Origin of the sequence: Dialister invisus DSM 15470 (genome assembly GCF_000160055.1) — a bacterium.
Classification (GTDB): Bacteria; Bacillota; Negativicutes; order Veillonellales; family Dialisteraceae; genus Dialister; species Dialister invisus.
Window position 1 is genome coordinate 1369632 of sequence record NZ_GG698602.1, and the last position, 19065, is coordinate 1388696.

The window sequence follows — 19065 nt, forward strand, 5'->3', positions numbered from 1 at the left end:
CGGAGCTGCCGGGCGTTTTCCGGCGGGCTGCCGCTTTTTACATTGACTTTTATTTTTTCTTATGGTAATAATGAAAACATCTATCATTATCATATTTTACCTGAAACGGGGTGCTTATAAATGAGAAAATATGCGGGAGGGTTCATTCTGCTTATCTTGAGCCTTCTTTTTGTCATCGGGGAGCAGACGGTGGCGGGACCATGCCCTGTTATGCCGGACGGCAGATTTATGGTGTGCCATTGGGCGGGGCAGGCGGTTCTCGGCGTGGGGATCGTGCTTGTGGTTCTTTCGCTGCTTCATCTGGCCTTTAAAAATGACGGTATGAAATTGGGCTTAGATCTGGCAGTCATTGCCGATGCCGCCCTTTTGATGTTTATTCCCAACCGCCTTATTCCGCTTTGTATAAAAAACCATATGCGCTGCCATACGGTCATGGAGCCTTTTGTTCTGATTATGGGGGTATTGATGATCGCGGCGGCGCTGGGTGATTTCTTTTTCCGGCGCCGCGTCGTGAAGAAAGAGGCTGCCCATGGATCTTAACCGGCTGCCCTGGAGGAATCTGTCCCGCAGGCCGCTGCGGACGGCGGCTCTCCTCGTGCTTACCTTTTTCCTTTCCTTTGTCATTTTTGCCGGATCCATGACAGTCGTGAGCCTTCAGAACGGTCTGGAAACATTGGAAAATCGTCTTGGCGCGGACATTATCGTCGTACCGAATACAGCAAAACGGAAAGTAGATCCTAAAACGATGATACTGGACGGGACACCGGGCTATTTTTACATGGAACGGGAAAAGATGGTGCTGATTTCCCATATCGAAGGCGTGGAAAAGGTGTCACCCCAGATATTTCTCGCGTCCCTTTCCGCTTCATGCTGCTCTGTTCCGGTGCAGATTATCGGGTTTGAACCGGAAACGGATTTTATTATCCAGCCGTGGATCCGCGAAAGCTACGGCAGAGAACTTGCCCATGGCGATGTGGTGGTAGGCTCGGCGGTCAATGCGGACGTGGGGGATACAATCCGTTTTTACAATAAAGACTGCCGCATCGTAGCGAAACTGGCGGCGACCGGTACGGGGCTTGATACCGCGGTCTATACGAAAGCGGAGACCATACGGACGCTCATCGAGGCGTCGTCGAAGATGGGGCTGAATCCGCTCTTTGAAGGCGATGTGGAAAATGTTATTTCTTCCGTTTACATCAAAGTAAAAGACGGTTATGACATTAAAAAAGTGACGGAAAATATCAATCTCCGTGTACGCCGTGTGAAGGCGGTCCAGATGAAAGATATGCTTTCCGAAATAGCGGGCAGCCTTTCAGGGGTTTCAAAAACGATCACCCTTCTTTTCGCGGCGGTCTGGGTGATGGTGTTCATCGTTCTGGTCGTTTCCTTCTCCGTCCTTGTGGGAGAAAGGAAAAAAGAATTTGCCCTGCTCCGCGTGATGGGAACGTCACGAAGAAAACTGGCAGGGATTTTATTGAAAGAAACTCTTATCCTGAGCGTTTCCGGCGGCGCGGCAGGCGTGATCATGGGACTCCTTGTGGTGATTCCTTTCAGCGGGCTTATTGAAACGGGACTGAAACTGCCCTTCCTTCTTCCCGGGATCAGGGAAACGGGATGGCTGGCGTTTGCCGCGATGGCGGTCATCTGCCTGGCGGGCCCCGCGGCATCGGCATATGCTGTGCTGCGCCTGTCTCGTGTCGATCCTGCAACGATTTTAAGGGAGGGTGAATAAATGCGTCTGGAAGCGGAACAGGTAACGAAACAATACCAAACGGATCCGAAAAAAGCACGGTTCACTTATGCCCTTTCCGGAACCGATCTGGTGGTGGAGAGCGGAGAATTTGCCGTCATTACAGGAAAATCGGGAAGCGGGAAATCCACGCTCCTCCATATCCTTGCAGGGCTGCTTCAGCCGACATCGGGCTACGTGCTGGCGGGAGGAAAAGATTTGTATCGCATGGCGGACGGTGAATTGTCAAAGTTCAGAAATGAAAATATCGCCGTCATTCCCCAGGGCGGCGGAGCGATTTACAGCCTGACGGCGGAAGAAAATATCCGTCTGGCCCGGAATATCTATGGAAAGAAAGAAGAGAAAGACATTCTGCCGCTCATGAGAGAATTGGGGATCGAACTGCTGAAAGACGCGTATCCCTCTGAACTTTCCGGCGGCGAGCTGCGCCGCGTGGCCATCGCGAGAGCGCTCTTTCAGGGCACAGGGATCCTTCTTGCCGACGAGCCGACTTCTGACCTTGATGAAGAGAATACGGATATCGTTGCAAAGCTCCTCCGCCGGGCGGCGGACAGCGGGAAAACGGTTTTTGTCGTCACCCACGAGATGGATATGCTGCCTTATGCCGATTCCCACTACATTATGAAAGAAGGCGTTCTGAGGAAGGCCGATGATGAAGATAAAAGCTATCAGCTGTGAGCTGTCAGCTGATAGCTAAATATTCTTTTACGATATGATCCTTGTATAAGACGGTAAAACGTCATTAGAGTAATAGCTTCTTCACTCTGCGTCACCATCCCGTTTCCTGTCTTTCTACCACAGTATTCTTGCCTCCGTTCAGAATGACGATTTTGGGAAAGCGCGTCATTATCAATGGGGAACAGAAAACGGCATGATGACGAAGACCGAAAGACATTGCCCAGAGCGATAGCAAAGAATCTGCTGCCGTGGTGAGGGAAACGGGAAGGTGTCATCAGAGTAATAGATTCTTCGCTCTGTTCCACTGTTCCGCTTCCCTGCTTTCTCATACAGCATTCTTACTTCCGCTCTGAATGACGGGATACGGTAAGGCATCATAATGACAGGGAATATTAAACGTTATCCTAAACAAACGTGAAGGATCTATACCCGTGGTGAGGGAAGCGGTAAGGCATCATAATGACGGAGGGACGCTAAGCATCATAATGACAGAGAACATTAAACGTCATTCTGAGCGCCAGCGAAGAATCTGTACCCGTGGTGGGGAAAGCGGCAAGGCGATAAAAGCTATCAGCTGTTAGCTGTTAGCTGTCAGCTGCAAGCTAATATTCTTTTACGATTTAAATCATTTGTGATGCGGGAAAAGAGGAGTTTTTGTATAATATGTTTATTGAGAAATAGATGTGTTGAAGGAGGACTCATCGTATGTGTGGCGGATTGAAGAAAAGATACATTTTGACGGCATTAGTGTGTTTCGGCGCTGTTATGTCCGGCGGGGGTTTTGTGCAGGCGGAAAGCACAACGGCGGAAAGCCGCAGTGAGACGCGGACGACAGTGGACAGGAATGGAACGATTGCCGAGCGTGTCCGGCGGACAGAATCGCGCACAACGGTTTCCAGTGAGACAAAGGACAGTGATGCGATTCGGAATATGGCCGCGGAACAGCGCCGGCAAATGGAACGTATGGGATTGCCTCATACGGGAGACCGGGCATTTAATGAGAAGGTGGAATATCAGTATGAGTCCGGCGTGGTGCTGAATGAGCTCCTGGCGCCGCTTGTGGTACCTAACCGAAACGTTCCCAAGTCGATTGGGACATGGGCAGGAATGACTTTCCAAAATGATAGGATTATAGAGCAGGGGATCCTGGCAAAATGCAAATCCGGCGGCAAGTGGGGTATTCTTGGCACAGACGGGAAAGAGCTGATTGCTCCTGCTTATAAGGAAATCCTGGATGTGAATGACCGCACCGGTGTGATTCATGTCATGGTGGATAAGAAAACCACCCGGTTCATTTCCAAAACAGGCGAACAGTTGACACCGGAGGCCGCCGATGAATCGGACCGCCGGAGCAGGACGGATGCTGCCGGGCAGGAAGACAGCCGGGAGTATTATGACAGCGACGGCTATACGTCCTTTAAAGAAAAAGGGAAATACGGTTTCAAAGACGGCATGGGGAAGGTGGTCATCTCGCCGCGGTATAAGGATGTGATTGCCGAGTTCAGTGAAGACCGTGCTTTCGTGAAGAATGAGAAAGGGAAAATCGTTGCTGTTGACGGCAGTGGCAGGGAACTGTTCCAGGCGCCGTCCAATCAAATGTATGCGTATGAAGGCGGTTTGGCCGAGTACCGCCGTAAAGTAGGGGGCTTCAATGTGGGCAGTCTGCTGGGCTTTGTGACCGGCGGCCTGATATACGGAGGATTCGGCTATAACGGCATCGGTCTTGGCGGTTTTACCTATGACGGAGCCAAGCGCGGTTACATAGACCGTGACGGAAATATCGTCATTGACAGCAAGAATGATAAAGTATGGCCCATGACCTGGTATGGTACAGTCATTAAAAATGACGGGAAAACCGGCTTTGTAAATCGGAAAGGAGAGTACGTTATCCGTCCGGGAGATTATGATGTAGGTGATCTGGACGAGATTAACGGTCTTTTGGTATTGAAAGACGGAAAGACCGGAAAAAGCGGGATTTTCAGTGTGGAAACGGGACAGCAGGTGATTCCTTTCCGGTATGATGGTATCACCTTTGCCGGTTCCGACCGTCTGGTTGTGGAGAAAAATGGGGTCCGCAGCTTATACAATATGAGAACAGGGTATTCTGTATTTTCCGTATCTACCGACATGACGATCGATCCTTTCCTTCATGACCGGCTGACATGGGTGCACCAGGGAAGCAGCAATTACGAGGTCATCAATGACCAGGGACAAATCCTGTTTGCCGATAAAGAAGGCCTTATTGAAGAGGCACGCCCGTTCAGCCACGGATACAGCGCAGTGAAAGCCAAGGGAAAGTGGGGAATCATGGGCGCTTCCGGAAAATGGCTTGTACAGCCTGTTTATCAGGATCTCGATATATTATAGAAAAATAACTTTATATAAAGAATGTTTGTCAGAATGACAGCGGACGGCAAGGCGTCATAGTGAGGGAAACGGTAAGGTGTCATCAGAGTAATAGATTCTTCGCTCCGTATGACATAGCCGTCTCCCTGTTTTCTCATACAGCATTCTTACTTCCGCTCTGAATGACGGGATACGGTAAGGCGCTATAATGAGGGAGATGTTAATCGTTATCCTAAACAAACGTGAAGGATCTATACCCGTGGTGAGAAAAGCGGTAAGAAGATAAAAGCTATCAGCTGTGAGCTGTCAGCTGCAAGCTAAATATTCTTTTATGATATGATCCTTGTATAAAACGTTAATCGTCATCCTGAACGAACGTGAAGGATCTGCTATTGTGGTGAGAAAGCCGATAGGATCACTTCCTCCATTTGGGAGTCTTGGAAAATTCTTCACGCCGTCCGTAAATGACATGGTATAATAAAAATAAATTTGCAATGGAAAAATCAGGGAGGACGCATGAGCCGGGCAGATACACAATACCTTGGAATTATAAAGAATATACTGGACGCAGGGAGCTTAGGCGATAACCGCACGGGGATGCCGGCGTATAAACTGCCGCACCAGATCATGCAGTTTGATTTGGAAAAGGAGTTTCCGATCCTGACCACCAAATTTGTAGCATTCAAGACATCGGTGAAAGAAATCCTTTGGATATGGCAGAAACAGTCCAATGATGTGCGTCTTCTCCAGCAGTGGAACTGCCATGTGTGGGATGAATGGATGCAGGAAGACGGCACCATCGGAAAGGCTTACGGCTACCAGCTCGGCAAGTATCATCAGGTGGATACGCTTCTGGAAACGTTGAAAAAAGATCCTCAAAGCCGCCGTATGGTGGTAGATCTGTGGAATGTGAAGGATCTGCCCGATATGGCGCTGTATCCCTGTGCGTTTCTTACGATGTGGGATGTTTCCGACGACGGCCGCTTAAATTGTATGCTCGTCCAGCGCTCGGGGGATATGGGTCTTGGCGTTCCTTTTAATATGGCGCAGTACGCGGCTCTTGTCCACATGATTGCCCAGGTGAGCGGACTCCGCGTCGGACTTTTTACGCATGTTATCAATAATGCCCATGTATATAGAAACCACGTGGATGCTATGAAGACACAGCTGGCCCGTCTGCCGAAGGCTTACGACGCGCCTGTCCTGAAACTGAATCCCGATGTTCATGATTTCTACGACTTCAAGCCGGAGGATATCGTGCTGGAAAATTATAAGCACCATGAAAAGATTGCCATGGAGGTTTCCGTATGAGCCTGTCCATCATCGTTGCCCGCGCGGCGAACGGTGTCATCGGTAATGATAATAAACTCATCTGGCATTTGCCGGACGATTTGAAAATATTTAAATCCCGCACGATGGGACGCCCCATCATCATGGGAAGAAAGACCTTTGAGAGTCTGCCGAAAATGCTTCCCGGCCGTGTCCATTATGTACTGACAGGAAACAGGGCATACAGCGTGCCGGAAGGGGTTTATGTGTTCCACACTGTAAAAGAATTGCTCTCTGCTCTTCCTGAAGGGGAGAACTTTATCATCGGCGGGGAAAAGACGTACGAAGCCATGTTTCCCTATGCAGATAAAATGTATATCACGGAAATAGAAAAAGAGTATGACGGCGACGCGGTATTTCCTTCTTTCCGCAAAGAAGAATGGAAAGAGACGGAATCTGTCATGGGGAAGGGAGATCCGGTCCATCGCTTTGTCACTTATGAAAGAGTGAGGGGATAAGCGCTGCGGCAGCGGAAAGATATAAATTTGATCAAGAGTGGTTGCGGTTTGTAGACGGGGAGGATGTATGCGGAAACGTCAGGGGTTCGCCTTGCTTTGGGCGGTATCGGCGGTAAGCATCGTATTTCTTCTCGGAGGGACCGCTTTTTTTATGCTCCGGGCAGCGCTGCGCTCTGAACAGGCCATGGAGATTGAGGCGGATGAAGCTTTTCTGGTACAGGAAGTTATGGAAACAATCAAGTATAACAGCCGCCTGCAGGGCGCGCTCCCTGTTCCTTCCGGAGACCTGGAGCGGAACGGACGGCGGTACCATATTTTAATAGAGGAAAATCATCGAACGATAGAGGGCGTGGAAATGCGGGAGGTCTCCTGCACTGTCACCGATAAGACAGGCACGTCCTTTTCTGCTGTCATGCTTTTGGAGGCGCCATGAAGCGGAAAGGGTTCATTTTTATGGAAGTCCTGCTGGCACTTCTGCTCTTGTCAGCGCTGGCGGCGGCTGTTTTTCCGATTCTCGGGCAGACGGCGGGAGCCATGGCATTTATGGACCGGCGGAGGCGGGCAGTGAACGAAGCTGTTTTTGTTGCCGATTTCATGATAGAGAAGATACGGAACAATCTTAGGGAAAGCGCGGCGCAGATGAGCGGGAACGTGTACAGGTACGAAGCGTATATATGGGTGAAGGATGGCAAGGATAAAAAGAAAAAAGTACGGGCTCCTTACAGCTTTTTCGTAGAGGGAGAAAAACTCAAGGTCCGTCTTCATAACGGCATGAGTGAGCCCGTGACAGGAGAGAATACGGGGAGTACGGAAATGACGGCGTTTCTCCCGCCGGAAGAAGGATCCGTATTTCAAGTGCGGCCGAAAGGGCTGGTGAACGTATCTTTCCGGATGGAAAGCCGGAATCCGAAAGAAGTATATGCTGTGAAAACGGCGATCCTTCCTTATCGTGACTTTTACGGGGTGCAGTAATGAGCAGGCGGAAAGGATTTATGGCGGTATCGCTTCTGCTTCTTCTGTCGGCGCTCACGGCGGTGCTGGGAGGGCTTCTCTTCTCCCTTTCGCGGGGGCGCGGCGGGAGCCTGGCATATAGAAACGGACTGTCTGCCATATACGCGGCGGAGAGCGGAGCAAACTGGGCGCTCGCCTCTTTAAAACAGGGACCTGTAGAAAATAAAGAAATAACCATCTCTTTAGACGGCAGAGAAGCGCGGGTCCGTATTTCTTCCGTGACGAAAGAGGGAAATACATGGAAAGGAAAGATTTCTTCCGACGGCGTGGATTTACAAACGAAAGTGATGCGCTTTGTGAAAATTACTTTTACTGTAGAAGATGAAGGGGAGCGGAAAATCATGGTGGAAAGCGTGGCGAGTGACCGATGAAGTTGTGGACAGAAGATGTCATATCACGGGTGAAAGCTTTCCTGCCTGCAGGAGGACGGAAAACCGTGGTCATGGCGGCGGCAGGGCGGTTGTGGCTGACGGAAATGGAAAAAGGAAAGTACCTTGTAAAGAAAAGCGCAGCGCTTCCAAAGATAACGGAAGAATCCCTTGCGGAAGCGTTTTCCTCCCTCAGCGGCATAGGGGAACGTGAGATAATCTTGATTTATAATTCTCCTGATCTTCACACGGCGTGCAGAACATTTCCCGCTATGGTAGAAGAAGAACTGGCGGAAACCATGTACTGGGAGCAGGACAGGATTTTTGGCGTCCGCGAGGATTTACGGCTTTCATGGAAAGCGCTTTCGGAAGATGCTGCCGGCTGGACAGTATCGCTGGCAGGGGTGCGGGAAGAGTCGGTGGCATGCTGGCAGTCGGCGGCGGAAAAAGCGGGGAGAAAAATAACCCGGTGCATACCTGTGACGGCGGTTGAACTTCCGCGGCCGCGGCGGCCGCTGTATCTGTATGGGAGAGGGAAGTCCGCGCTCTTTCTCTTCCGTGAAGAACATGTGCAGGAATTGCGGATATTGAATATGGCCGACGCTGATAAAAAATTACAAGTATTTCTCCGGCATCTCTCAAAGTCCTATGATATGGAAGGGCGGGACATCATTTTCATTCCCATGAGCGGCGGAATGAAGGAAATCCCTTTCTGGAAAAATTTGGCGGAAAAATGGCGGGAAAAAATCAAAACTTTATCCCTGTCGGACGAAATAGAACCGGAACCGGATGATTTTACGGATCCGGCTGATGAAAGAGAAGCCTTTTCTGAGGAAAGCGGAGAAGAGGATCATCTTGTAAAAACTTTTGCTTATGGAGAAGAAATGGAAGAGGGGTTGTGGACGATCCTTCTTCCTGTCATGGAAGCGGCGGACGGAGCAGAGATGGATTTTCTTGCCGGGAAAAAGAGGAAAGTACTTCCGGCCGGTGAAATGAATTGGCTCCGCGCAGGCCAGGGGATGTCGGCACTCTTTGCCGCTGCGGGGATTCTCTGTTTTATTCTTCTCGGATATACTTTTCTTGAAGAAAGGGAGGCGGAAGCGAAACTGGCGGGACTGTCCGCCGTACGCATCGAAATGGATGCGGAACGGAAAAAACGGGAAAAAGAAAATCAGCTCCTGTCGGAATTGAAATTCCTGGAAGAAAATGATCTCCGGTGGGAACAAAAATTGGTAGCACTGTCGGAGTGCACGCCGCAGGGGATCGTCCTGTCCGAAATAAACGCCGGCGAAGGAACGGTCCATATCACGGGTACGGCGGATTCCCCGGTGACGGCCATGCGGTTTCAAAAGGAACTGGAAAAGGCCTGGGGCGGTAAAATATATATCGAAAAGCAAAAACGGGAACCAAACTTAAAAATGGCGGCGTTCACTCTTTTGTGGAAAGGCGGTCAGCCATGAGCCTCAATGAATTTCTGAATGATAAAAAATACACTGCCGCCTTCTTTCTGCTGGCGCTGTGTTTCTTTCTCCTCGACTGGTATCTTTTTGCTGCCGTGGGGGAAAAGGAAGAACACATCCGCCGGCTGGAGACAGAAACCGCTCTTCTGGAAAACCGGGCCAAACTTCCGAAAAGAAGCAGCTGGATGCCCTTTCTGGAAACTCTTCTCGAAGATACTGCGGCAGACACGGTTCTCTCCGCCTTTGTGGAAAGCGGCTGCGCTGTGGAAGAAATAAGGGAAGAAGAAAATGAAAAGTTCCATATATTTCATGTAAAAGGGGAAGGTTCTTTTTCACAAATCACCGCGGCCTTTGGTATAATAAAAAGCAAAGAGAGATGGTCGGCGGCGGAGCTTTGTACCCTGAAACGGGAAGGAAACCTTCTTGCTTATGAAGTGGAAGTCCGCGCCGTCCGAAACCGAGGTACGTATGAAAAAGAGAAATATAGTCCTGATCGGGCCTATGGGGACGGGAAAGAGCCGGGCAGCCAAAATACTCGCCGACGGCTTTGACTGGCAGCTTGCCGATACCGACCGCATGATGGAACGGGAAACAGGAATGCGGATTGCCGACTATTACCGCACGGCAGGCGCTGAAGCCTTTGAAGAAAAGGAAATGGCGCTGATTAACCGCGTCCGGTACTACCACGAGGCTGTCATCGCCATGGGCGGGAATTATCCCATGACGGAAAAGAAATTCAGGCTGCTGTCCGAGCATGGCCTTGTGATTTTGCTTTTTGCCAAACCTTACCGTCTGGCAGAGCGGGTACGCCGCCGTGTCGGGAAACGGCCGACTATGGACTATTCCGACGTCGATGGTTACGTTCGGCAGATGCTCCGCAAATGGACAAAATGGAAAGACCGCGTCGATCTCGTCATCAACACGACAAATACCCATCCCGAGCAGACCGCACTCCTCGTGGCCAGATACATTGACCGCCATCATGTGGAATTTGTAGAAAGAAATTAAACAGCATACAGAAATCAGCTGACAGGTTACAGAAAAGGCTCCAGATATCTTATTAATGAGGGGATTCATGAATTATCGAAATCTTGAAGTTTGGAAGAGATCTTTAGATTTAACTGCAGATATCTATCGTTTAACTAAACAGCTGCTTAAGGAAGAATTGTTTGGGTTGTCGGATCAGATGAGAAGAGCAGTCGTATCGATTCCATCAAATATTGCAGAGGGAGCAGGCAGAAACTCTGACAAAGAATTCAAAAGATTCCTGTTCATTGCAAATGGTTCAATTGCGGAATTAGAAACGCAATTACTTATCTGTGAAAAACTCGATTTTGCAGATCAAGCAGATATATATAGTTTATTAAGACGAACAGAAGAAATACGAAAAATGATATTTGGTCTGAAGAATCGGATTGATCTGAAATCTGATAGCTGACAACTGGTAACTGGTAACTGGTAACTAGTAACTGGTAACTGATAGCTGACGACTGAAAGCTGACAACTGACAACCATCTTTATCAAAGGAGAAACTATGAAAAAAATAGCTGTGCTTACCTCCGGCGGGGACGCGCCGGGCATGAACGCGGCCATTCGAAGCGTGATACGGATGGCGGGTTTTCTGCATTGTGAAATCGTGGGTATCCATCGGGGATACTCGGGACTTTTGGAAGAAGATTTCCGGCTGCTCACGAATCGTGATGCCGGCGGGATCGTCCTCCGCGGCGGTACGATGCTGAAAACCGCCCGCTGTCCCGCCTTTTTTGATGAAGACAATCAGAAAAAAGGCGCGCGGATCTTAAAAAATCACGGGATAGAAGGGCTTGTCGTCATCGGCGGTGACGGTTCCGTCCAGGGGGCAGCGGCCTTGTCCAGCCTTGGCATCCCCACTGTAACCATACCCGGCACCATAGACAATGATATGCACGGCACGGATGAAACCATCGGCCATGATACGGCGGTCAATGCCGTGGTGGGTGCGGTCAGCCGTATCCGTGATACCGCATCTGCCCACGACAGGGCAGCCATTATCGAGGTGATGGGACGGTTTGCCGGAAATATAGCCCTTGATGCGGGAATTGCCTGCGGTGCCGAATACATCCTTGTTCCCGAAGTTCCCTTCAGCCGTGAAAAGCTGGCAAGGAGCCTGATCGGGCAGATGAAAGAAGGCAGGACAAACAGCATCATCATCTGCGCGGAAGGCGCCGACGATGGCAGAGCTTTGGGAGACTGGCTGAAAGAACGGACGAATATAGATATCTGCACCACCATTCTGGGATTTATCCAAAGAGGCGGACGTCCCAGCGCCAGAGACAGCATCCTCGGCTCCCTCCTCGGTGCGGCAGCCGTGAAAGCCCTCTTAGACGGACAAATCACTTCTCTTATCGGGATGAATAAGGGGGAAATCCGTATTCTGCCGTACAGCGAAGCGGCCAAAGAAAAAAAGATATTCAAAAAAGGACTCTACACCCTGGCCGGTATACTGGGCGCCGCGCAGGAAGATGAGGATATAGCGGAAAGCGGACTGTAAAACATAGCGGAGAGTAAACGGTGATTGATAATGGTTTTACCGCTTTCCGGGAAATTATAAAAAGTACACATGTCCTGTTTTGTAAAATGCTGATTCAGCGAAAAGGATGGTGTACTTTTTATGTACGATATACCGTCTTTTTTTTATTCATGAGTATTTAAAATTTATTTCATGTTATTTTCCTTTGATAAAGCGGCTTTTAGCCTCTATCTTTTAGATGCTGGCTTCTAGCTTCTAGCCGCTAGTAGCTAGTTACCATCTCTTAGCTTCCTGTTCACGATTTTATTTTTCACATTAACATCCAACATTTTTGAAAAATAGGGGAACGGACTTCTTATATTAAACAAGCCGGTATAATGCACAAGAAGAGAGAGGAGAGCAAAAACCTTTTGATTAAGGCTGCTGTTCGATAGATACTTCTTCTGCAGCATCTTCGCGGCGTTGGTATCTTTCAGTGAATGCCGGAGCAGATACAAGGAAGCGGCAATCCATTCGCGGAATCCGATTTTATAAGAGACAGCTTTGGCGGTACATTAGTAGCGTGTGTGAAGCAGATACGTTATACTGTAAAAAATGTAAAATTTATAGTGATACAAGATTATTCTTTGAGGCAGAGGATGAAACAGGAAAACAGTCAGCCTGTAAAGCAGCATAAAAAAATGAACGGATTTGCGGACAGGAAACTTCTGGCAGGCCTTGTCTTTGCTGTGGGAGACTATATGGCATTGACTCTTTCAGCGTGTTTGGCACTGTATCTCAGAAACATTGTGATGACTTATAACGTATATCACATCAATTTATCCTATATATTTTTCTGGGTTCCTTTGTTTTTTATGCCCTTTATCCTGTACAGCGGGCTGTATACCAAGCGGATGCTTACTTATAAAATGACAGAGAAACTATTCTATGCCTCTTTGTATGGAACGGTGTTTTCCATTATCCTTATGTTTATCGCCCAGGTGGCGGGGGAAGTATCACGGCTTTTCGTGATTTTTTTTGTATTATTTAATTTTATACTTCTCTGTTTCGTTCGTTTTCTGACAAATAAGATCCTTCGTAAACTCCGCCTTCTTCAGATTCCTATCCTTATTCTCGGCGCCGGACTTTCCGGAGAGGCCATTACAAAGGAAATACGGAAGGATTCCGGCATGGGGTACAAAATCATCGGATTTCTGGAAGATAATAAACCGAAAACACAGTATGTCAGCCGTTACCCTATCCTTGGCGGATTCGGTGATTTAGAAAAAGTAGTGCGGGAAACAAGTGTGGAATCCGTCTTGATTGCCGCGCCCGGATTGTCCCAGTCCGCCCTGTCGGATCTCATTTACCGGGCCCAGTTTTTAGTGAAAGACGTGGGTGTCATCCCGAACCTGGTGGGGGTGCCGATGTCCAACATAGAAGCGGAGTCTTTTTTCGATGCCAAAATCATGGTGCTCCATATCAAAAATAATCTGGCAAGGAAATCGAACCAGATAGTCAAGAGGCTTTTTGATGTCGCAGCAACCATAATCGGCGGCATATGTATTCTGCCGGTCCTTTTCATAGTGGCTGCCTGGATATACCATGATTCGCCGGGACCGGTCATTTATAAGCATCGGCGGATTGGGAAAAATGGGAAAGAATTTGACTGCTATAAATTCCGCAGCATGTGTGTGAATTCCCAGGAAGTGCTTGAAGAACTTCTGGCATCGGATCCTGCGGCAAAAGAAGAATGGGACAGAGATTTCAAGCTGAAAAATGACCCCCGTATTACCAGAAGCGGAGCCTTCCTTAGGAAAACAAGCCTTGATGAACTTCCGCAGCTGATCAATGTATTAAAAGGGGAAATGAGCCTTGTAGGACCGAGGCCGATCGTCCGAAAAGAAGTGCCCCGCTATGAAAAATTTATCAAAGAGTACTACAGTGTCCTTCCCGGCATTACCGGTGTGTGGCAGGTAAGCGGGAGAAGTGATATAGACTATCCTGAGCGTGTCCGCATGGACAGCTGGTATGTCCATAACTGGAGCATATGGCTGGATATAGTCATGCTCTGGCGGACAGTCAGTGTGGTTTTGAAGCGTAAGGGAGCGTATTGAGATAGGATGATTAGATGAATTGGCTGTGCGGATAAAAATTGGACTGCTATCCGATCGCTAATGAGATAGATAATTACATAGAAGAACAATATCGTGAGATATGGTCACGGAAAAGCAGTTTTGTTATTGAGTTGTTTTGTGGTGAATAGTTGGAAGGTGACTTATGAAAGCATTCTTATTGGCCGCAGGTTTGGGAACTCGTCTGCGCCCTCTTACTTGGACGGTTCCTAAGTGCTTGGTGCCTATCCAAGGTCGTCCATTGCTTGCATGGTGGATGGACTTATTCGAACAGCATCGTATTTCAGAAATTCTTATCAATACTAATTATTTACCCGATCCAGTTCGAAAATTTATTAAAGAATATAATCAAACACGAGGAAAGGTGAAATTGGTGGAGAGCTATGAAAAGGAACTATTGGGCAGCGGTGGGACCGTGTTGATCAATCGTAATTTTGTAGAGAATGAAGAAGATTTCTTTATCTGCTATGCGGATAATCTGACTAATGCCGATTTATCTTCGATGATGGATTTCCATAAAAAAAATCATGCTCTTCTAACGATGGGTCTGTTCCATACGAATAATCCTACAGGCTGTGGCATTGCTGTATATAATAAAGAGGGAAAAATTACGGAGTTCGTGGAAAAACCGAAATATCCCAAAAGTGATTTAGCAAATGCGGGAATTTATGTAGTCAATAAGAAAATTTATGATTACATTCCGAACAAATCATTTGTTGATTTTGGCGGGGATGTTCTTCCTGAATTGGTGGGAAAAATGTATGGTTATCCAATTAAAGAGTATCTTTTAGATGTAGGCACATGGCCTAATTATGAAGAAGCACAGGAGAAATGGCGTAAATGATTATAACAAAAACCCCTTTACGAATCAGTTTTATTGGCGGGGGGACTGATTTGCCCGCTTATTATGAAAATGGCTATGGTGCAGTAGTAAGCACGACTATTAATAAATATATATACATAACTCTCAATAAGAGATTTGATGATACGATTCGACTGAGCTATTCACAAACAGAAAATGTTGATCATGTTGAGGATTTGAAGCATGATATTGCTAAAGCTTGCCTTAAGATGGCTGGCATTACAGGGGGAGTTGAAATTACTTCCATTGCCGATATTCCTTCCGGTACGGGGTTAGGATCATCCAGCAGCTTTACGGTGGGGCTTTTGAATGCTCTTTATACATATCAGGGTGAACGTCTTTCTTCAGAAGAATTGGCTGAGAAAGCCTCCCATATTGAAATTGATATACTGCATCATCCAATTGGAAAACAAGACCAGTATGCAGCTGCATTTGGTGGGGTGAATTACTTCTCTTTTGAGCGCCATGGAGACGTGACAAGAGACAAGATTAAGCTCTCCGATTATGATATCCGGAATATGGATCGTAAATTCATGATGTTTTATACCGGCATCCGTAGAAGTGCAGATGGTATTCTTGCAAAACAGAGTGAAGAAACCCACAATAAATTGTCGGTTCTTGATTTCATGCGGAATCAGGCTAACACGATGCGGAACTATTTAGTCACGAAAGGGTTTGATGAAAGTTTTGCTGATATGCTTGATGAAGCTTGGAAGAAGAAAAGAACTATTACATCTGGTATTACTAATGGAGAAATTGATACACTATACCAGAAAGCATTGGAAGCGGGAGCCAAAGGTGGAAAGCTGCTGGGAGCCGGTGGTGGCGGATTTATTCTGCTTTATTGTGATGAACAGTATCAGGATCAGGTCAGACAGGCACTGGGGCTTAAAGAAGTTGATTTCGAACTGTCGACCTATGGCAGCCGAGTAGTTTATTTCGAGTAAAAACCGATGAATAAAGGGAAAAAGACCGTCTTTCTTGATAGGGATGGAGTTATAAATGTACAGGCTGCACCATATGACTATATTAGGAATTGGAGTCAGTTTTATTTCTTGCCTCATGTGGAGGAATCTGTTAAGAGACTTAATGACCATGGATTTCAGGTTATCATAGTGACTAATCAGCGTGGAGTCGCTCGCGGACTTATGACTCTGGCAGACGTGGAAGACATACATAGCCATATGCAAGAATGTTTGAAAAGGAACGGTGCCCATGTAGATGGTATTTATATTTGTCCGCATGAAGAGGGAACTTGCCACTGCAGGAAACCGGATATTGGGCTTTTTCTTCAGGCAGAGAGGGATTTTTCTGTAGATAAATCTTGGTCTTATATGGTTGGTGATAGTGAAAGTGATATTATTGCAGGAAAGCGTTGCGGTATAAAAACTATTGCTGTTAATAAAGAATTACTGGGTGCAGATTTTCGCTGTGAATCGCTTAAAGAAGCGGCAAACAAGATTTTAGAGGAGGAACAAAAATGAACGTACTTATTACAGGAGGCGCCGGTTATATCGGCAGTCATTGCAATCGCTATTTCAATGAAAAAGGAATTTATACGGTGATTGTGGATGATTTGAGTGATGGCCATGAAGAATCTGTAGTAGCCGGAAAATTCGTGAAAGGCAGTTTTGGTGATAGAGCTCTTATGGAGAAGATCCTTAAAGAGGAAAAGATTGATGCGGTTATTCATTTTGCCGCTTTTGCTTCTGTGCCGGACTCCGTAGCCCGGCCATCCCGTTATTATCATAATAATGTTTCCAACATGCTGAATCTTCTGGACGCCATGGTAGCGACAGGGGTGAAGTACATCGTATTTTCTTCTTCTGCTGCTACTTTTGGTGAACCGGTATATACACCGATTGATGAAAAGCATCCGCAGAAGCCGATTAATCCCTATGGCATGACAAAACTTATCGGTGAAAAAATGCTGCTGGACTATGAACAGGCCTATGGCATCCATTCCTGTGCGTTCCGCTATTTCAATGCTTCCGGCTGCTCCCATGACTCCCTTATCGGGGAAGCCCATAATCCTGAATGTCATCTGATTCCTCTTGTTATTCGGGCGGCCATTCATGGTGAACCCCATCTCAAAGTATTTGGCGATGATTATGATACTCGCGATGGTAGCTGTCTCAGGGATTATGTCCATGTTGAAGATCTGGCAGAAGCTCATTATCTGGGGCTCAAATATATTATGGAACATAACTGCTCTGAACAGTTTAATCTGGGCAGTCAGACAGGTTTCACGGTATTGGAAATCATCAAATCCTTTGAAAAAGTCAGCGGACTTAAAGTGCCCTATGAGATTGCTGGTCGCCGTGCGGGGGACCCGGCCGTTCTTGTGGCTTCCAATGAGAAGGCAAAGAAACTCCTTGGCTGGGAACTGAAGCAGAGTTCTTTGGAAAATATCCTGAGGACTGCCTATGGATGGGAAAAAAATAAACGGTATTGATAATAGCGGAGAGAAACCTATGAATTATATTGCAGGCATGAAGAACTATTTCGAAAAAGAAAAGGCAGCCATTGATTCCCTAAATCTGGAAGAAATGAATCGGGCCGTGAATGCCGTGTATGACACATGGCAGAAGGATGGAATCATTTATACCATGGGTAATGGAGGCAGTGCAGCCACTGCAAGCCATATGGTTTGTGATTTTAATAAAGGCGTTTCCATGGAAACCGGAAAACGCTTTAAGATGATATGTCTTTCTGATAATACGCCTATTATCACGGCTATTGCCAATGACATTGCCTATGATGAGATATTCCGCGTCCAGCTTCGTGATGTAGTAAAGAAGGGAGATCTCCTTATTGCGGTCTCCGGCAGTGGTAATTCTGCGAATGTACTGGATGCTGTTACCTATGCAAAAGAGCAGGGTGCCCAAGTCATAGCGATGACAGGGTACAATGGGGGAAAGCTCATGCAGTTGGCTGATTATAACCTTCACGTTCCTGTAAATGATATGCAGATAGCAGAAGATATCCATATGGTTTTTGTCCATTTGATGATGCGTCTGTTCAATGATGCCTATGGTAAGGGCAATAAATAAGGTGGGGAAAATAATGAAAAGATATGATTATCTTATCGTAGGCAGCGGTCTCTTCGGTGCTGTATTTGCCCATGAGGCCAAAGAACATGGTAAAAGATGCCTAGTTCTGGAAAGGCGCAGCTATAAAGGCGGCAATATATACTGCGAGAATAGGGATGGAATCAATATACACGCCTATGGTGGACATATATTTCACACATCCAATAAAGAAATCTGGGACTATGCCAGTCAGTTTGTAGAATTTAATAATTACGTAAACAGTCCTGTTGCTAATTATAAAGGGGAACTGTATAATCTGCCCTTCAATATGAATACTTTCCATGAAATGTGGGGGGTCATTACACCCCAGCAGGCCGCGGATAAAATTGCCGAACAGCGGGCGGTCATTACCCATGAGCCTCGGAATCTAGAAGAGCAGGCTATTTCCCTCGTTGGTACCGATATCTATGAGAAACTCATCAAGGGATACACTGAAAAGCAGTGGGGCCGTCCATGTACAGAACTTCCTGCTTTCATTATTCGCCGCCTCCCTGTGCGTTATACCTATGATAATAACTACTTTAACGATCGCTATCAGGGCGTGCCCGTTGGTGGTTACAATGTTCTGGTTGATGGGCTTCTCGAAGGAATAGAAGTGAAGACAGATATAGATTATCTGAAGGACAGACAGCATTGGAACAGTCTTGCTGATAGAATTATCTATACCGGTGCCATTGACGAGTACTTTGATTATTGTTACGGTGAGCTGGAATACAGAGGTCTGCGCTTTGAACTGGAACGGCATGAGATTTCTAATTATCAGGGCGTGGCAGCGGTAAACTATACAGATAGGGAAATTCCATATACCCGTATTATTGAGCACAAACATTTTGAATTTGGTATCCAGCCTGTAACCTATATTACAAAAGAATATCCAGCATCCTGGAAGCGGGGAGAAGAAGCTTACTATCCTGTCAATGATAAGAAAAATCAGGATCTCTATCAGAAATATGCAGAACGGGCCAGAGGTGAAGAGTCTGTTATTTTTGGCGGGAGACTTGGTGAGTACAAGTATTACGATATGGATAAAGTCATTGCTTCTGCACTGAAATGTGCAGCACAGGAATTGGAGAGGAGATAACATTCGA

General features: G+C 47.1%; 22 protein-coding genes. 21 read left to right on the forward strand and 1 reads right to left on the reverse strand.

The window, feature by feature from the left end; translation table 11 throughout:
* The first annotated feature begins 120 nt into the window (after positions 1 to 120).
* The 3 genes from GCWU000321_RS06780 to GCWU000321_RS06790 are packed head-to-tail and all read left to right on the forward strand — an operon-like array spanning position 121 to position 2428.
* Positions 121 to 540 (forward strand): DUF4418 family protein, encoded by a 420-nt coding sequence (locus GCWU000321_RS06780; RefSeq protein WP_007070419.1) that lies wholly within the window; start codon positions 121 to 123, stop codon positions 538 to 540.
* The gene (locus tag GCWU000321_RS06785; protein ID WP_007070420.1) at positions 530 to 1732 is read left to right on the forward strand and encodes an ABC transporter permease; all 1203 of its coding nucleotides are present in this window, start codon (positions 530 to 532) and stop codon (positions 1730 to 1732) included. The genes GCWU000321_RS06780 and GCWU000321_RS06785 overlap by 11 nt, the downstream gene beginning before the upstream one ends.
* On the forward strand, positions 1733 to 2428 hold the full coding sequence (locus tag GCWU000321_RS06790) for an ABC transporter ATP-binding protein (RefSeq protein ID WP_007070421.1): 696 nt from the start codon (positions 1733 to 1735) through the stop codon (positions 2426 to 2428).
* Here the strand turns inward: GCWU000321_RS06790 and GCWU000321_RS09620 are convergent.
* Positions 2419 to 2757 carry a hypothetical protein gene (locus GCWU000321_RS09620; RefSeq protein WP_007070422.1) on the reverse strand — a complete coding sequence of 113 codons (339 nt, stop codon included), beginning with the start codon at positions 2755 to 2757 and terminating at the stop codon, positions 2419 to 2421. The genes GCWU000321_RS06790 and GCWU000321_RS09620 overlap by 10 nt on opposite strands.
* A 376-nt stretch (positions 2758 to 3133) precedes the next feature.
* Between GCWU000321_RS09620 and GCWU000321_RS06795 the strand changes: the two genes are divergently transcribed.
* The 18 genes from GCWU000321_RS06795 to glf all read left to right on the forward strand — a co-directional run bounded on the left by GCWU000321_RS06795 (position 3134) and on the right by glf (position 19058).
* Positions 3134 to 4795 (forward strand): WG repeat-containing protein, encoded by a 1662-nt coding sequence (locus GCWU000321_RS06795; protein WP_007070424.1) that lies wholly within the window; start codon positions 3134 to 3136, stop codon positions 4793 to 4795.
* Positions 4796 to 5290: 495 nt separating this feature from the next.
* On the forward strand, positions 5291 to 6085 hold the full coding sequence (locus tag GCWU000321_RS06800) for a thymidylate synthase (RefSeq protein ID WP_007070427.1): 795 nt from the start codon (positions 5291 to 5293) through the stop codon (positions 6083 to 6085).
* A complete protein-coding gene (locus GCWU000321_RS06805) occupies positions 6082 to 6561 on the forward strand; it encodes a dihydrofolate reductase (protein WP_007070428.1) in 480 nt (159 codons plus the stop codon). The genes GCWU000321_RS06800 and GCWU000321_RS06805 overlap by 4 nt, the downstream gene beginning before the upstream one ends.
* A 67-nt stretch (positions 6562 to 6628) precedes the next feature.
* Positions 6629 to 6994: a hypothetical protein gene (locus tag GCWU000321_RS06810; protein WP_007070429.1), complete on the forward strand. Its 366-nt coding sequence runs from the start codon at positions 6629 to 6631 to the stop codon at positions 6992 to 6994.
* Positions 6991 to 7533, forward strand: coding sequence for a hypothetical protein (locus GCWU000321_RS06815; protein WP_007070430.1), 543 nt, complete (start codon positions 6991 to 6993; stop codon positions 7531 to 7533). Before GCWU000321_RS06810 ends, GCWU000321_RS06815 begins: the two co-directional genes overlap by 4 nt.
* Positions 7533 to 7943: a hypothetical protein gene (locus tag GCWU000321_RS06820; RefSeq protein ID WP_007070431.1), complete on the forward strand. Its 411-nt coding sequence runs from the start codon at positions 7533 to 7535 to the stop codon at positions 7941 to 7943. The genes GCWU000321_RS06815 and GCWU000321_RS06820 overlap by 1 nt, the downstream gene beginning before the upstream one ends.
* The gene (locus GCWU000321_RS06825) at positions 7940 to 9400 is read left to right on the forward strand and encodes a PilN domain-containing protein (protein WP_007070432.1); all 1461 of its coding nucleotides are present in this window, start codon (positions 7940 to 7942) and stop codon (positions 9398 to 9400) included. Before GCWU000321_RS06820 ends, GCWU000321_RS06825 begins: the two co-directional genes overlap by 4 nt.
* Positions 9397 to 9951, forward strand: a complete 555-nt coding sequence (locus GCWU000321_RS06830) for a hypothetical protein (RefSeq protein WP_007070433.1) — start codon at positions 9397 to 9399, stop codon at positions 9949 to 9951. The genes GCWU000321_RS06825 and GCWU000321_RS06830 overlap by 4 nt, the downstream gene beginning before the upstream one ends.
* Complete coding sequence (locus tag GCWU000321_RS06835; protein WP_050754528.1) at positions 9902 to 10408, forward strand: shikimate kinase; 507 nt, start codon at positions 9902 to 9904, stop codon at positions 10406 to 10408. Before GCWU000321_RS06830 ends, GCWU000321_RS06835 begins: the two co-directional genes overlap by 50 nt.
* Positions 10409 to 10475: 67 nt before the next feature.
* Entirely contained in the window at positions 10476 to 10838 is a 363-nt protein-coding gene (locus GCWU000321_RS06840; protein WP_156777753.1) for a four helix bundle protein, read from the forward strand.
* 96 nt (positions 10839 to 10934) lie between these two features.
* On the forward strand, positions 10935 to 11930 hold the full coding sequence (locus GCWU000321_RS06845; RefSeq protein WP_007070436.1) for an ATP-dependent 6-phosphofructokinase: 996 nt from the start codon (positions 10935 to 10937) through the stop codon (positions 11928 to 11930).
* A 617-nt stretch (positions 11931 to 12547) separates the two neighbouring features.
* Positions 12548 to 14005 carry an undecaprenyl-phosphate galactose phosphotransferase WbaP gene (gene wbaP / locus GCWU000321_RS06850; RefSeq protein WP_244835079.1) on the forward strand — a complete coding sequence of 486 codons (1458 nt, stop codon included), beginning with the start codon at positions 12548 to 12550 and terminating at the stop codon, positions 14003 to 14005.
* 163 nt (positions 14006 to 14168) lie between these two features.
* Positions 14169 to 14867 (forward strand): nucleotidyltransferase family protein, encoded by a 699-nt coding sequence (locus GCWU000321_RS06855; RefSeq protein ID WP_007070440.1) that lies wholly within the window; start codon positions 14169 to 14171, stop codon positions 14865 to 14867.
* On the forward strand, positions 14864 to 15832 hold the full coding sequence (locus GCWU000321_RS06860) for a GHMP family kinase ATP-binding protein (RefSeq protein WP_007070441.1): 969 nt from the start codon (positions 14864 to 14866) through the stop codon (positions 15830 to 15832). Before GCWU000321_RS06855 ends, GCWU000321_RS06860 begins: the two co-directional genes overlap by 4 nt.
* 6 nt (positions 15833 to 15838) lie before the next feature.
* Positions 15839 to 16369: a D-glycero-alpha-D-manno-heptose-1,7-bisphosphate 7-phosphatase gene (locus tag GCWU000321_RS09410; protein WP_007070442.1), complete on the forward strand. Its 531-nt coding sequence runs from the start codon at positions 15839 to 15841 to the stop codon at positions 16367 to 16369.
* Positions 16366 to 17340: a UDP-glucose 4-epimerase GalE gene (galE, locus tag GCWU000321_RS06870; protein ID WP_007070443.1), complete on the forward strand. Its 975-nt coding sequence runs from the start codon at positions 16366 to 16368 to the stop codon at positions 17338 to 17340. The genes GCWU000321_RS09410 and galE overlap by 4 nt, the downstream gene beginning before the upstream one ends.
* Positions 17312 to 17938: an SIS domain-containing protein gene (locus GCWU000321_RS06875; RefSeq protein ID WP_007070444.1), complete on the forward strand. Its 627-nt coding sequence runs from the start codon at positions 17312 to 17314 to the stop codon at positions 17936 to 17938. Before galE ends, GCWU000321_RS06875 begins: the two co-directional genes overlap by 29 nt.
* Positions 17939 to 17951: 13 nt before the next feature.
* The gene (glf, locus tag GCWU000321_RS06880; protein WP_040381456.1) at positions 17952 to 19058 is read left to right on the forward strand and encodes a UDP-galactopyranose mutase; all 1107 of its coding nucleotides are present in this window, start codon (positions 17952 to 17954) and stop codon (positions 19056 to 19058) included.
* The last annotated feature ends 7 nt before the right edge of the window (positions 19059 to 19065 follow it).

What these genes read in the sequence shown, in the direction of transcription:
- wbaP (WP_244835079.1), top strand. Translation starts at nt 12,548, where the DNA reads ATGAAACAGGAAAACAGTCAGCCTGTAAAGCAGCATAAAAAAATGAAC.
- GCWU000321_RS06830 (WP_007070433.1), top strand. Translation starts at nt 9,397, where the DNA reads ATGAGCCTCAATGAATTTCTGAATGATAAAAAATACACTGCCGCCTTC.
- GCWU000321_RS06780 (WP_007070419.1), top strand. Translation starts at nt 121, where the DNA reads ATGAGAAAATATGCGGGAGGGTTCATTCTGCTTATCTTGAGCCTTCTT.
- GCWU000321_RS06860 (WP_007070441.1), top strand. Translation starts at nt 14,864, where the DNA reads ATGATTATAACAAAAACCCCTTTACGAATCAGTTTTATTGGCGGGGGG.
- GCWU000321_RS06815 (WP_007070430.1), top strand. Translation starts at nt 6,991, where the DNA reads ATGAAGCGGAAAGGGTTCATTTTTATGGAAGTCCTGCTGGCACTTCTG.
- GCWU000321_RS06855 (WP_007070440.1), top strand. Translation starts at nt 14,169, where the DNA reads ATGAAAGCATTCTTATTGGCCGCAGGTTTGGGAACTCGTCTGCGCCCT.
- glf (WP_040381456.1), top strand. Translation starts at nt 17,952, where the DNA reads ATGAAAAGATATGATTATCTTATCGTAGGCAGCGGTCTCTTCGGTGCT.
- galE (WP_007070443.1), top strand. Translation starts at nt 16,366, where the DNA reads ATGAACGTACTTATTACAGGAGGCGCCGGTTATATCGGCAGTCATTGC.
- GCWU000321_RS06790 (WP_007070421.1), top strand. Translation starts at nt 1,733, where the DNA reads ATGCGTCTGGAAGCGGAACAGGTAACGAAACAATACCAAACGGATCCG.
- GCWU000321_RS06845 (WP_007070436.1), top strand. Translation starts at nt 10,935, where the DNA reads ATGAAAAAAATAGCTGTGCTTACCTCCGGCGGGGACGCGCCGGGCATG.
- GCWU000321_RS06835 (WP_050754528.1), top strand. Translation starts at nt 9,902, where the DNA reads ATGGGGACGGGAAAGAGCCGGGCAGCCAAAATACTCGCCGACGGCTTT.
- GCWU000321_RS06785 (WP_007070420.1), top strand. Translation starts at nt 530, where the DNA reads ATGGATCTTAACCGGCTGCCCTGGAGGAATCTGTCCCGCAGGCCGCTG.
- GCWU000321_RS06825 (WP_007070432.1), top strand. Translation starts at nt 7,940, where the DNA reads ATGAAGTTGTGGACAGAAGATGTCATATCACGGGTGAAAGCTTTCCTG.
- GCWU000321_RS09410 (WP_007070442.1), top strand. Translation starts at nt 15,839, where the DNA reads ATGAATAAAGGGAAAAAGACCGTCTTTCTTGATAGGGATGGAGTTATA.
- GCWU000321_RS09620 (WP_007070422.1), bottom strand. Translation starts at nt 2,757, where the DNA reads ATGAGAAAGCAGGGAAGCGGAACAGTGGAACAGAGCGAAGAATCTATT.
- GCWU000321_RS06820 (WP_007070431.1), top strand. Translation starts at nt 7,533, where the DNA reads ATGAGCAGGCGGAAAGGATTTATGGCGGTATCGCTTCTGCTTCTTCTG.
- GCWU000321_RS06810 (WP_007070429.1), top strand. Translation starts at nt 6,629, where the DNA reads ATGCGGAAACGTCAGGGGTTCGCCTTGCTTTGGGCGGTATCGGCGGTA.
- GCWU000321_RS06800 (WP_007070427.1), top strand. Translation starts at nt 5,291, where the DNA reads ATGAGCCGGGCAGATACACAATACCTTGGAATTATAAAGAATATACTG.
- GCWU000321_RS06805 (WP_007070428.1), top strand. Translation starts at nt 6,082, where the DNA reads ATGAGCCTGTCCATCATCGTTGCCCGCGCGGCGAACGGTGTCATCGGT.
- GCWU000321_RS06840 (WP_156777753.1), top strand. Translation starts at nt 10,476, where the DNA reads ATGAATTATCGAAATCTTGAAGTTTGGAAGAGATCTTTAGATTTAACT.
- GCWU000321_RS06795 (WP_007070424.1), top strand. Translation starts at nt 3,134, where the DNA reads ATGTGTGGCGGATTGAAGAAAAGATACATTTTGACGGCATTAGTGTGT.
- GCWU000321_RS06875 (WP_007070444.1), top strand. Translation starts at nt 17,312, where the DNA reads ATGGATGGGAAAAAAATAAACGGTATTGATAATAGCGGAGAGAAACCT.